Raw genomic sequence first — 12,143 nt, 5'->3', positions numbered from 1 at the left:
GCTTTACATTTTTGCGTTAAATCTACAAAAAAGCCTAGAAACCTATGCTGATCGTAAAACTAATAAAAAGTATTTATTAACTCACTATCTGAATAATTCATGAGGTGAAATATGACAAAAATTATGGCTACCTTGGGTTTAGCTGCCATTATTTCTTTAAGTGTGAGTGCTTGCCAAGGTGAAAACGACACAAAGCAGCAAGATAAAACAACTACTCCTCATTCAATGGACAAAGATTCATAATCCAAATGAATTTTGAAACCCATCGTAAGATGGGTTTTTTTATATCTTTTTATTTTAATCTTAAAGTGTGATTTGTAACTCGAAATATTTATTTTTAATGGCACTGTTCAAAATATGTTGACTAATATACTTGGTTTTAAATATATTTAATTCAACAGGAATCACTTTAAATATAACTCTATATTTAAAGTGAATTGGTTACACCATCAGATCAGAAATTTAACCTTTAAATTTGATTATAAAAATATTAATTAATCAAGGAGGTAAGTATGGACGCTAAATTTCATTCTGAAAATGAATATGGTTTTATTCTAGATATTTTGAACACTTATATGGTGATAAAGAAGACATTAAAAGATGATCATTATCCTTATGATTCATTTGGTTATCTTCTTGCTCTTTATCAACCGCTCAAAGTTTATATCCCTCAGCTTCCTCATCCAAAAATTTATATTGAGATTGGTGGAATTTCATATGACAGAATGATTGTTGGGCAAACAGAGGATGAGTCAGAAGCCATAAATATTTTATTGAATTTAGGCCAACTTGTTGCTTAACAATTAAATGATATTTTAATGCTGAGTTTAATTTACTTAAGAAACACGCTTTCTTAAGTAAATTCATGACAAAACTAAAGGCTATAAATGGTTATTGCAAAAGTGAACTTAATGAAATTCTTTGCAGATACATTTGCAATGGTTCTATTTTCGTTAGCCATAGGTACTTTTGTTGAACTAGTAATTACGGGTCTGACACTTGAACAAACATTTAAAATACGTGCTACCGCAATACCTGTTTCTCTACTGATTGGCCGACCATATGGGTTTTATCGCGATTGGATTTTTAAAAAAATATGGGTAAGACATAAAACAGCTGTACAAAGCTTTTTGCTAGACACATTCACTAATTTAACATTCCAGATTCCACTTTATATTTTGATACTTGCTTTTAATGGAGCAACTTTAGTGCAGATAGTTACGGCTGTCAGTTCTATTCTTTTAATTGTTAGCGTTTCTGGAAGACCTTATGGAGTCTTTCTAAATTTTTGCCGTAAATTATTTGGTGTTTCTACATGACATGATTAAAGAAACTCTCTTATAAGATACAAAAAACCACAAAAGCTAAATCTATAACTTTAAAAGAATTTGTTTATATAACTAAGAACATTAAAATTAGGTCATGGTAATGAAAAAAATATTCTTAGCAACCTTCGCTGGATTGGCTTTATTGGGTAGTAATGCGGTATTGGCTAAACCCGATGCTACCTTAATAAAAGAAGCGACAAAAAATGTAGTCACAGTATCTAAAGCAAAAACTTTGGCTGATGAATCTGGAGTAACTTTGACGGGTACGATCGTAAAGCATATTGCTGGTGATCATTTCGAGTTTAAAGATGCTACGGGTTCGATTGTAATTGATATTGATGATGACTTGTGGAAGCCTCTACAACTAAAAGCTGGCGATAAAGTGCGTGTTGTAGGAGAGGTGGATACACATCGAGTTAAGCCTACCGATATTGAAGTTTTTAAGATTGAGCGTATTAAATAAAACTAGATTATTTATATCAATATTGTTCAAAGTAAAAAAAGAAAACTCCTATTTTAGGAGTTTTCTTTTGAAAGATAATAATTTTTATTATTGTGTTGCATTAAATGCCTCATGATAGCTTACATAGCCTTTAGCAAAATGACCTGAGAAGCTTAAGGCTTGGAAATACTCACTCGGTACATTAGGCAAAATTAGCTCAGGATAGTTTTTAAAACCAAAGCGGCTGTAATAGTTGGGATCACCTAATAAAACACATCCTTTTGCACCTAAGTTTTTTAATTTTTCTAGTGATTTATTCATCAGAAGGGAACCAATACCCAGCCCTTGTTTATCTGGATGAACTGAAATAGGGCCTAAACCATACCAACCTATTTCCCCTGAACTGATTTGAACTGGAGAAATAGCAACATGTCCAATAATAGAACCATCTTCAACTGCCACGAGAGAAATAGTCAGTTGTCCGTGGTTTCTTAAACTATTCACAATAAAATGTTCGGTATGACTCGTGTGCTCGGCATTTTGAAAAGCTGCTTTAGTTAAGTGTTCGATGGCTTTTATATCTTCAACTTGCTCATCACGAATAATAATATTCATTAAAAATTCTTCCAGATTTATTGATTAACTATACGATGTAAATTCTTTAGTTAAATTCCCTTCGTTGGTTTTTATGAAATGTCTATGAACGAAAATTAAATGTCTAGTTAGATTCTAATTTAAATAACTCAATCATGATAGCTAGCCCATATAAGACAAATTTTATTTGGTTATTTTACCGTTCGTTAAATTGTTTTTAATTTTAATTATGTCATTCGTCAGAAAATTTAGATAACTATTTCATGTAATTAATTAGATAAATTGATAGATTTATCTAAATTAATTTTGTTTAAAAATTATACCGATTGATAAAAAAGGCAACTTGGCTATATTCCATATCTATATTGCAAAATCAGCAATATATTTCTAGGATGGAATAAAAATGAAAAAAAGAGTAATAAAAATAGCAATATTGAGTTCATTATCTGTAATCACAAGCATGAGTTATGCGCAGGAATTTAAAAGATTCTCTGTCTCTGCTGGTTGGCTACATGTAATGCCACAGGGTAAAGCTAATCCATTTAATATTAATACCGCTGTTAAAAATGGAACCGCAGCTAAAGTCGGTACTATTTCAACAACTAGTTTTTTAAATTCGGTTGATCCTAATGCCACAGAAGTAGACTTAGGTGGAGAAGTCTTTAATCAAAAGGAGTTTCTAGAGTTAGCGTTAAAAGATGAGTACATGAGGGAGATTATTCTTGATGAGAACGGTAATATCAAATCTGAAGTTTCCGGTATTGCGACGATTCAAGGAATCGAAAACTGGCAACAAAATGAGACCGGGCTTGAGGTTGATGATGTAGATACGTTGGGGTTAACCTTTAACTATTATCTGAATGATAATGTGTCTTTACAATTCATTGGCGGAATTCCACCTAAAGTTGATGTTAAAGGAAAAGGTGAAATCTTTGCACCATTAAGTGGAGTCGCAATGTCTCCTAATGACCTAGTGAAATATCTTTTCCCAAATGGAATTACTTTAGGTCAGGCCATTCCGATTACCAACTTAGGCAATAAATCTAAAGCTGCAACTATTCGAGCATGGACGCCAACCATAGAAGCAGAATATCAGTTTGGTAAAAGTGGGGTAAATAAGTTTAGACCCTATGTTGGAGTGGGTTTAATGTATGCTCATTTTAATGATATTAAACTCAACGATGGAATTCGTTCTGATTTAGTGTCCGCAGGCCATATGATCCAAAACGTGTTAGATGGCAAAGCTGGAGCGGCTTTAGACCGAAAAGAGTCGAGCGGAAAAATGGTCGTTAATGTCGATGCAGATGATGCGATAGCGCCTATTTTTACCGCTGGTTTTACCTATGATTTTAACGATTCATGGTATACGGTAGCTTCTGTGTCCTATGCAAAGTTAAGTAATAATGCCCAAATTGATGTCGTCAATCAAAATACGGGAACTCGCTTAATACATGCCACAACAAAAGTTGATATTGATCCACTGATTACCTATTTAGGGGTAGGTTATCGATTCTAATATTTTTTAAAAAGGGTATCTCGGAGTTAATCATATTTAAACTTTGAGATACCTTATTTGTTACTAATTATAAAAAACAACTATTACTTGTTAAACTCATACATAAAGTAAAATTTTATAAAAAATATTTTTAATATAATAAATTAAAAATATTTTTTGAGGATGGAAAATTGAAAAAAATCATTAAAACTTTATTATTATCTACTCTAATTTCAACTGCATCATTCACAGCTTTAGCTAAAAATGTTGAGCAAAAAGTTAATTTTTTACAAGGTTCTACTCATACCACATTAACTGGGAAATTTCAGGGTTATGATGATGTGAGATATAGACTTTATGCAAAGAATGGACAAATATTGAAATTCAATATTAATAGTCTTGGTAATTTAGCCTATGTTAATATTTTTGCCCCAGGTAAAAAGCCAGGTAAGGATAAGGCATTATTAATTGGTTCAACTATAGGATCTAAAGGAGAACTTACTTTACCAGTTGATGGTGATTATATTGTTCAGGTTTACCAAATGCGAAATAGTGCTCGTAAAAATAAAACTGTGAAATATAGTTTAGATATTGAAATATTAAATAAAGTAAAAAAGTAATGATTGCTAAAATTTACTAGCTCTCAAAAGAGAACTAGTAAATTTGAAAAAGATATCAATAAAGATTAATCGGTTAAAGAAAAAGACTCATGAATAGCACAACTTTCAACAAAAGTTTGATCATGTGAAATGAGCAATACAGCGCCTTCATAGCTTTGAATAGCGGTAGCTAATAGTTCTCTAGATTCAATATCTAAATGATTTTCTGGTTCATCTAATAACAAGAGTTCAGGGGGAGGATGTATTTGGCTAAGCGCTAATAAGGCTACTTTGAGTTTTTCACCACCACTGAGCTGAGATAAAAGTTGTGTACCTTTATCACCTCGAATTCGAAGTTGACCTAATAGATTTCGCCATTCTAGTTCTGAAAGCTCACTATTCATGTGGGTTAGATTTTCAATCACCGTCATTTCATCACATAAAAAGCTAAAGTTCTGGTCCAGATAAAAGCACTCTACAAATAAGTGAATGCTGTCACATGGCTGTTTGTTTTGAGCATGAATTGCTTTAAGTAGTGTCGATTTGCCAATACCATTTTGACCCGTTATGTGAATTTTTTCGGTTGCCTGAACCGCTAAATCTATGGGTTTTTGCGTTCCATATTTCAGTTTAAGTTTTTTTATGCGAAGGATTTCTCCAGATTTCTTATGAAAAGTAGGGAAGACAAACTGTTGTGGCTTGACTGTTTCAAGACGCATTTTTTTGTCTATTAAATCATTTTGACTGTTCGAAATTTGTCGTTGGTGCTGAGACTGTATGGCAGCAATACTTTGGCCTGCTTGTTCTTTCTTAAAATCGAGCAAAATTTTGGCTTGAGAATTTGATTCGCGTAATTTATTTCCAGCACGTTCACGTTTTTGAGCTTTCATTAATACTTCATGCTGCTTTTGCCTCATGTTTTTAACGTCGCGTTGGCCTTGCTGAACAGATTGCTCCAAAGCTGCAACATGAGTTTGATATTGGTCATAAAACTTTTCATAGTTTCCCGTTGTGTGATGTAAACCATGTTCATTCAAATGATAAATATGGTCTAATTCATTCAGCAAATTACGATCATGACTAATGATAAGCGCACCAGCTGGGTGTTTCCTCAAATGATCAATTAACCATTTTCTAGATTCCTGATCTAGATGATTACTAGGTTCATCAAGTAGCAAGTAATGATCTGATTTTAGAAATAAACAGCTTAATGCCAATTTAGTTTTTTGACCTTCGCTTAGGTTTTTCACTGGAAAGTCTAAATCTGTTGGTAAACCCGCAGATTCCAATAAATTATTCCATAAGGCAGGGAGGTCCCATTTACCTTCTAACAAATCATAATCATCAAAGTTGGCGACACCTTGTTCAACTCTTTTAAACGCGTGATAAACATCTAAGATATCTAATGCTTCGGCAATGGTCTGGGCTGATAAACGATGCAACTGAGCTAAATATGCATGCTTTACATGCCAAGATATTTGCCCCGATGTCAAAATTGAATCTGATTTAAGCGTCTGATTTAACATTTGCATAAGCAAAGATTTGCCTTGACCATTACGGCCAATTAAAGCAGATACTTGATGCGATTCAAGGCTAAAATTTATTTGTTGAAACATGACTTTAGATGAAAATTCTAAAGAGAGTTGTGCTATTACACATGCCTGCTGAGTCATAAAAAACCTCATAAATACAGGATGTACAAAATAGGAAAAGTAGTTTTAAGCAGAAACGTTAAATCACAAAAAATAGTCTATTTTGCACATCAAAAAAAAGAAAAATTGATGAGAAAAAAGACTTACTTCATTGGCGTGACTCACGAAATTGGAAGAATAAGAAACTATTCTAGCTGGGTTTTTGATTAGTGTAAAATTTATGCAATCTATTTTATTAAAAAACCCAATCCAACGATTGGGTTTTTTTGCATCTAAAAAGTTTATTCTTTTACAACCAATACCTGAATTTTGGTACTGTTTAAAACATCTTGAGCAAAGCTACCCAAAATAAGTTTTTGGAAGCCTTTACGACCATGAGAGCCAATCACAATCAAATCAGAACCTAAGTCTTCTACAGCTTTCAAAATACCGTCTGAAGAGATTTCACCTTGGATGATTTGAGTTTCAGCATCAATACCTTCTTCAGCACATAAAGCTTTTACTTTAGCGAGTGTTTTTTCTGCATTTGCTCGTGCTTCAACAAAATAATCTTTTACAACAGGTGAGATGTAATAAAAATCTACACCGCTAAAAGGATCTACCGCAACTAAGCTAATAGCGGTCAATTTGCTCCCAAATGCTTTTGCAATATGAGCTGCTTGTCTTGCTGCCGCTAAAGAAATTTCCGAACCATCGACTGGTACAATAATATGTTGGTAATTCATAATGTTATTCCTCTTATTTACAGTTGTTATATGTATGAAGCATTTATTAATTAAAGATTAACATATTTCATTCACGGTAAACATCTATTCAGTCATAGGAAAGAAAAATTAAATAAATTTATTTTAAATCATATATTTGTATTTATTTTTTTGTTGATTGAGATGGCGTTTAGGTGGCATTGCTAAAAAATCGATAATATTTACATGAAAATTACAAAAAATTACTGTTCATATTTCTGTCATATAGAAAACGTATAACAAAATAGTGAATTAAGGGGAGAGTGAGGAAGATGGCTGATTTAACAGCAAAGAAAGTTAATAAACTAATTGAAGAGTTCCGTCAAACAGGTAAAGAACCCGAAAAGTTAGTTATTGGCTATAAAACTTATGCCAGACTGATGACCGAAGATAAATTTGCAGAAAAAGTTGTCCCTTCACTTGAAGATTCAAAAGAACGCTTATATAAAAATCTAAAAATTAAACTCGTCACTGAAAAACATTACTTTGAAATTAAATAAAAAATTATGTGAACTACATCACTTGTTATTAAAGCAAAGTAACACTAAATAAGTTTAATAACATGATTATTGTATGATGATACAAATTAATAGTGTAGCCAACATTTGAAAACAGCAATCGTTTATAAACTCGATAGAATAAATTGCTTTTATTTTAAGTAGTGGAATAAATTGAAATGCCGACATTCAGTGTAATTATATTTTATGTGTTAGCTATATTAGGCAGTGTAGCTATTGTTTATGGAGTAATCAGTTTAAGTGTTTTTTTGATTGTTATTGGATTAGCTCTATTATTTGCAGCATTATTATTAAAGAAAGAGTTTAAATTAGATATTTTATTTTGGAAATAAATATAATATGAGTTTGTATTTTAATTTCCTGTAAAATTTTCTCAATAGAACTGAAATTAAAAAGTTCAGTTCTAAAAATATGAGTTTTTATGATGAATAGTGATGCAATAACGTTCATTAGATCAGAATTATTACAATAAAATATAAAAGTAGAATATTTTAAATTTATTTAAGTATTTAAAAATAAAAAAGTTTCATTTAGGATAAAAGTAAAATTGTAAAAGCGTTTTTAGCTATTAAACAATAACAAAGCGAGGTAAGCATGACTTATAAGTATGAGTATGCAGGGTTCTGGTTAAGATTTGGTGCAATGATCATTGATACTCTTATTCTTTTTTTGGCTGTTATTCCTGCAGCATGGATTTTTTATCAAGGGGATTACGACTTAGTCTTTGCCACAGGTTTAAGTACTAAGCCACAAAATTATTGGTTCGATTTGATTGTGAACTATGCATTTCCTTTATTGTATTCAGTTTTATGTTGGCTGTATTTTGCAGGAACGCTGGGTAAACGATTGATGCGATTAAAAGTTTTAGATGAAAAAACAGGTAATAAGCTAACAGTCACGCAGAGTATCATTCGATATATTGGCTATATTCCGTCAATTTTAGTGTTTGGTATTGGTCTTTTTTGGGTCGCATTTGATGCTAAAAAACAAGGTTGGCATGACAAAATGGCAAAATCAGTGGTAGTAAGAGAGCTATAAAAATAAGACTAAAAGCGTTCATAGCATTGAAAAAGGGGCTATGAACGCTTTTTTATTAACTTTTTTTAACCTTAAATTTAAGAACTACAAATACAATAAGACCGACAATAAGTCCCCAAAAGGCTGAGCCAATACCAAAAAATTGAATGCCCGAAGCACTGCATAAGAAGGTAAATAATGCAGCTTCACGGTCTTCAACAGGGCCAAAGGCAAGCGCAATGTTATGGCTTATGGTACCAAGTAATGCGATGCCAGCTAAAGCTACAATAAAAATATGAGGAAAAGACATGAGCAAGCTTGTCAGTGTTGCTGCAAATAGTCCCATCAATGCATAGAAAAAACCAGAGCTTATGCCAGCAATATAGCGTTTACTTGGGTCAGGATGAACCTGATCGTCAAGGCATACAGCTGCACTAATCGCAGCAATATTAACGCTATAGCAACCAAAAGGTGCAAGCAAAACTTGGGTTAAACCAGTCCAGCCAATCAGTTGGTTAACATGTGGTTCATAGCCATAACTTTTAATCATGGCAATACCGGGTAAATACTGCGAAGCCATACTAATCACAAAAAGAGGTAAGGCTAAGCCCAAAAGAGCCGACCAGCTAAAGACAGGATTAATCCAAACAGGTTTAGCCAAAGACCAGTGAAGCGTAGGCATATGAAAGTCTAAAAACACAGGGCAGAGCACAACACCAGCAAGAGCTGTGAACACGATGCTATAACGCGGCCATAATCTTTTTGTAATGATATAAATGACGAGTAAAGATAAAACGAATACCCAATCATTTTGCAAACTTGCGAAAAGTGAAATACCAAATTTAAGTAAAACGCCTGCAAGCATGGCACTGGTCAAGCTTTGCGGAATATAGGAAAGCGCTTTTTGAAAAATTCCAGAAAAACCTAAAATCGCTGTCAGTACACCAACCACTAAAAAAGCACCAATTGCTTCATTTATGCTATATCCACCACCAGTTGCAATAATTAAAGCGAGACCAGCGGTTGACCATGCAGTTGCTACAGGGTATTTAAATTTCCACGAAAGAATAAGTCCTGATAAACCAAGACCCAAACCTAAAGCCCAAAACCATGAAGTGATTTGTTCAGGTGAAGCACCTAAAGCTTGGGCAGCCTGAATCACTAAAATAGCCGAAACACTAATACCAATAAGAAAGGTAATGAAACCCGCGAATACGGCTGGAATAGAAAAATCTTGAAGAATCTTTTGCATAGCTAAATGTTCTAAATCCCTGAAAAATTAATATGTTTCTGCCTTTGTTTTCAGCTCGCTAAATCTAACAATTTTTTTAAAGAAGGTGCTTTCTATTTTTAGCCTAAAATGGAAATAATATTTTTAAAATATTGAATAATGATATTATTCCTTCCATAAATAACACTAAATTTGGAATATTGTTTTATGGAAGAGCAAGCTGAAAATTTATCACCACTCGAATTGAAAATTATGCGTGCATTACAAGAAAATGGACGCTTAAGTAATGCCGAATTGGCTAAGCTTGTAGGCATAAGTACGTCATCTTGTTGGAATCATACTCAGCGTCTTTTTAAGATTGGGGCGATTTTAGATGTACGCGCTAGGATCAATCCAAGCATGGTGCAGCGTGATACGGTGGTACTCGTTGGTGTGGTTTTAGACCGCTCAACCCCAGACAGCTTTCAGGCATTTGAACAAGCATCAGGTGATTTGGAAAATGTTTTAGAGTGTTATCTGGTGGCGGGAGAAGTCGATTATTTTCTAAAAATTCGTGTTAAAGATTTAGCTGCGTTTAACCGATTCCATAGTGAAAAGATTATTGCCTTACCTGGAGTAAGACAAGTCAGAACATTTTTTGTGCTCAATGAAGTTAAAACAGATGGAATGCTGGCATTTTAACAGCTCATCATGTTTTAACTTTATAGTGCAAAAACCGATAGGTAAAGATGATTAGATTGTTGAGGTTGCTAGTTTTAGACCAAATCCGAAGAATAGAATTCCGACTAAAAAAATACTACTCGCAGCAATTTTATGGTTTTGTTTAAAAAATGCTGAAAGTTTAATTCCAGAGAAGATTAATGCAGTTAAATAGCTAAAACTAATCACCTGCAAAATAACCGCTAAAATTAAAAAGCTTAGAGCGGGGTAGGCATAGTCGGGTTCAACAAATTGAACAAAGAAAGATAGGAAAAATAAAATTGCTTTAGGGTTAAGTAAACTAATACTGAGTGCTGTTTTATAAGGATGAACTTTATCTAAAGCGGGTAAATCAGCCATTTCTGGTTGTGGTTGATTACGTTGTTTCCAGCGTTGAATACTACCTTGTAAGAGTTTAAAGCCTAAATAAGATAGGTAAAGTGCACCTGTTAATTTAAGAATAACAAATACCCATGGAAATGCTTTAAGTAGAGACGCAGCTCCTAGTACGGTACACAGCATTAAAATGAGATCGCCGGTAAAAATACCCAATGCGCCCATATATCCGGTTTTAATCCCGTAACGTGAAGCAATTGACATCACATAAAGAGAGTTGGGCCCTGGCAATAACACAATTAGGAATGTACCAATAATATATGTTGTTAGATCTGTTATGCCGAACACGAGAAACCCAATAAAAAACCGATTTTTGCCATGATAACAAAAATCGGTGATTTTGTATGAAAAGTGCAGTTTTTTAAGGTTTAATTTCCGCATCAATTCCAAAAGATTGACGTAATAAAAAACTTAATTGGTCACGAGCTTTAATAAAGCCATCAACACCACCTTGTAAAAGTTGGAATGCCATTAAGTCATGATTAAGTTCATCTTTAAAACTTTGTTCATTTTGAGCTGGTCTCACAATAGCCTCTGCTTGCTTTGATTTAGTCGCATCAAGAGCTGCATCAACTGTACGCGTATCTTGCTCAAGCTGGGTAAGTAGACCAGGAGAGATCGTTAGCAAATCACACCCTGCAAGTCCAAGCACTTGATCAATGCTACGGAAGCTCGCACCCATCACTTGAGTTGGAATATTTTGCTGTTTGTAGTAAGTGTAGATTTTTTTAACTGAAACTACACCCGGGTCTTTTTCGATTGGGTAAGCGTCTACACCTTCGGCTTTTTTGTACCAGTCTAAAATACGGCCTACAAACGGAGAAATTAAAGTAACTTTTGCATCTGCACATGCCTGAGCTTGATGTAAACCGAAAAGGAGAGTGAGGTTACAAGCAATTCCTTCAGCTTCGAGTACTTTAGCAGCTTGAATACCTTCCCAAGTTGACGCAATTTTAATCAGAATACGTGACTGATCAATACCATAACCTTTGTAAAGTTCACATAATTCATGTGCTTTTTGAATGGTGGCTTCAGTGTCATATGAAAGTGCAGCATCAACTTCTGTAGAAACACGGCCTTCAATGAGTTTTAAAATTTCTACGCCAAATTTTACAGTCAAAATATCAATGGTTCTTTCGATTAACTCATCGTTACTATAGCCTTCTTCTTTGGCTTGATAATAAGCATCTTCAATCAGCTCTTTACTTTCAGGTTGTTCTGCTGCTGCCGTAATCAATGAAGGATTTGTCGTCGCGTCTAATGGACGAAATTTACGAATTGCATCAAGGTCACTACTATCGGCAACAACGGTCGTTAATGTTTTTAATTGGTCAAGTGCTGTATGAGTCATTGATATTCAACATCTTCAGTAATAAATCTTATGCTTTCTTTTATAGCACAAAGTCTATTCATGCTGTCGATATATCAA

16 protein-coding genes and 1 pseudogene are annotated in these 12,143 nt (G+C 33.7%); 11 read left to right on the top strand and 6 right to left on the bottom strand.

Going from position 1 to position 12,143, the window contains the following annotated elements:
* Nucleotides 1-111 precede the first annotated feature (111 nt).
* From AC1PJP_RS01665 to AC1PJP_RS01650, 4 genes are all read left to right on the top strand, one after another.
* Nucleotides 112-243: a hypothetical protein gene (locus tag AC1PJP_RS01665; RefSeq protein ID WP_004643213.1), complete on the top strand. Its 132-nt coding sequence runs from the start codon at nucleotides 112-114 to the stop codon at nucleotides 241-243.
* A gap of 269 nt (nucleotides 244-512) precedes the next feature.
* The gene (locus AC1PJP_RS01660; RefSeq protein ID WP_005306484.1) at nucleotides 513-800 is read left to right on the top strand and encodes a hypothetical protein; all 288 of its coding nucleotides are present in this window, start codon (nucleotides 513-515) and stop codon (nucleotides 798-800) included.
* Between the two features lie 87 nt (nucleotides 801-887).
* A complete protein-coding gene (gene alaE / locus AC1PJP_RS01655) occupies nucleotides 888-1,319 on the top strand; it encodes an L-alanine exporter AlaE (protein WP_151828397.1) in 432 nt (143 codons plus the stop codon).
* A 109-nt stretch (nucleotides 1,320-1,428) separates the two neighbouring features.
* Complete coding sequence (locus AC1PJP_RS01650) at nucleotides 1,429-1,791, top strand: NirD/YgiW/YdeI family stress tolerance protein (RefSeq protein ID WP_192836950.1); 363 nt, start codon at nucleotides 1,429-1,431, stop codon at nucleotides 1,789-1,791.
* An 87-nt stretch (nucleotides 1,792-1,878) separates the two neighbouring features.
* Here AC1PJP_RS01650 and AC1PJP_RS01645 read toward each other — a convergent pair whose 3' ends face one another.
* Nucleotides 1,879-2,385, bottom strand: coding sequence for a GNAT family N-acetyltransferase (locus AC1PJP_RS01645; RefSeq protein WP_151822971.1), 507 nt, complete (start codon nucleotides 2,383-2,385; stop codon nucleotides 1,879-1,881).
* Nucleotides 2,386-2,767: 382 nt separating this feature from the next.
* On the opposite strand from AC1PJP_RS01645, the gene AC1PJP_RS01640 reads away from it, so the two are divergent.
* The 3 genes and pseudogenes from AC1PJP_RS01640 (at nucleotide 2,768) to AC1PJP_RS01630 (ending at nucleotide 4,479) form a co-directional block, all read left to right on the top strand.
* Nucleotides 2,768-3,880, top strand: a complete 1,113-nt coding sequence (locus tag AC1PJP_RS01640) for an OmpW/AlkL family protein (RefSeq protein WP_479766414.1) — start codon at nucleotides 2,768-2,770, stop codon at nucleotides 3,878-3,880.
* 47 nt (nucleotides 3,881-3,927) lie between these two features.
* Nucleotides 3,928-4,014: pseudogene (locus AC1PJP_RS01635) on the top strand (hypothetical protein); the annotation flags it as partial.
* 36 nt (nucleotides 4,015-4,050) lie between these two features.
* Entirely contained in the window at nucleotides 4,051-4,479 is a 429-nt protein-coding gene (locus tag AC1PJP_RS01630; RefSeq protein ID WP_151768752.1) for a DNA breaking-rejoining protein, read from the top strand.
* 65 nt (nucleotides 4,480-4,544) lie between these two features.
* Here the strand turns inward: AC1PJP_RS01630 and AC1PJP_RS01625 are convergent, their stop codons facing one another.
* Together AC1PJP_RS01625 and AC1PJP_RS01620 are read right to left on the bottom strand one after the other, a co-directional pair.
* Nucleotides 4,545-6,131 carry an ATP-binding cassette domain-containing protein gene (locus tag AC1PJP_RS01625; protein ID WP_192836949.1) on the bottom strand — a complete coding sequence of 529 codons (1,587 nt, stop codon included), beginning with the start codon at nucleotides 6,129-6,131 and terminating at the stop codon, nucleotides 4,545-4,547.
* Between the two features lie 260 nt (nucleotides 6,132-6,391).
* A complete protein-coding gene (locus tag AC1PJP_RS01620) occupies nucleotides 6,392-6,835 on the bottom strand; it encodes a universal stress protein (RefSeq protein WP_002115225.1) in 444 nt (147 codons plus the stop codon).
* A gap of 290 nt (nucleotides 6,836-7,125) precedes the next feature.
* On the opposite strand from AC1PJP_RS01620, the gene AC1PJP_RS01615 reads away from it, so the two are divergent.
* The 3 genes from AC1PJP_RS01615 to AC1PJP_RS01605 all read left to right on the top strand — a co-directional run bounded on the left by AC1PJP_RS01615 (nucleotide 7,126) and on the right by AC1PJP_RS01605 (nucleotide 8,409).
* Nucleotides 7,126-7,353: a hypothetical protein gene (locus AC1PJP_RS01615; protein WP_004791683.1), complete on the top strand. Its 228-nt coding sequence runs from the start codon at nucleotides 7,126-7,128 to the stop codon at nucleotides 7,351-7,353.
* 176 nt (nucleotides 7,354-7,529) lie between these two features.
* The gene (locus AC1PJP_RS01610; protein WP_005306470.1) at nucleotides 7,530-7,703 is read left to right on the top strand and encodes a hypothetical protein; all 174 of its coding nucleotides are present in this window, start codon (nucleotides 7,530-7,532) and stop codon (nucleotides 7,701-7,703) included.
* A gap of 262 nt (nucleotides 7,704-7,965) precedes the next feature.
* On the top strand, nucleotides 7,966-8,409 hold the full coding sequence (locus tag AC1PJP_RS01605; RefSeq protein WP_479766413.1) for an RDD family protein: 444 nt from the start codon (nucleotides 7,966-7,968) through the stop codon (nucleotides 8,407-8,409).
* Between the two features lie 55 nt (nucleotides 8,410-8,464).
* Here the strand turns inward: AC1PJP_RS01605 and AC1PJP_RS01600 are convergent, their stop codons facing one another.
* Nucleotides 8,465-9,640 carry a benzoate/H(+) symporter BenE family transporter gene (locus AC1PJP_RS01600; protein WP_479766412.1) on the bottom strand — a complete coding sequence of 392 codons (1,176 nt, stop codon included), beginning with the start codon at nucleotides 9,638-9,640 and terminating at the stop codon, nucleotides 8,465-8,467.
* A 186-nt stretch (nucleotides 9,641-9,826) separates the two neighbouring features.
* Between AC1PJP_RS01600 and AC1PJP_RS01595 the strand changes: the two genes are divergently transcribed.
* On the top strand, nucleotides 9,827-10,300 hold the full coding sequence (locus tag AC1PJP_RS01595) for an Lrp/AsnC family transcriptional regulator (protein ID WP_004791690.1): 474 nt from the start codon (nucleotides 9,827-9,829) through the stop codon (nucleotides 10,298-10,300).
* 51 nt (nucleotides 10,301-10,351) lie between these two features.
* Here the strand turns inward: AC1PJP_RS01595 and leuE are convergent, their stop codons facing one another.
* Both leuE and tal read right to left on the bottom strand, forming a co-directional pair.
* On the bottom strand, nucleotides 10,352-11,002 hold the full coding sequence (gene leuE / locus AC1PJP_RS01590; RefSeq protein ID WP_049837344.1) for a leucine efflux protein LeuE: 651 nt from the start codon (nucleotides 11,000-11,002) through the stop codon (nucleotides 10,352-10,354).
* 73 nt (nucleotides 11,003-11,075) lie between these two features.
* Nucleotides 11,076-12,065, bottom strand: coding sequence for a transaldolase (tal, locus tag AC1PJP_RS01585; RefSeq protein ID WP_060466578.1), 990 nt, complete (start codon nucleotides 12,063-12,065; stop codon nucleotides 11,076-11,078).
* Nucleotides 12,066-12,143 lie beyond the last annotated feature (78 nt).

The organism is Acinetobacter sp. V116_7 (assembly GCF_056735735.1).
This window is presented reverse-complemented; position numbering and strand designations above follow the sequence as displayed.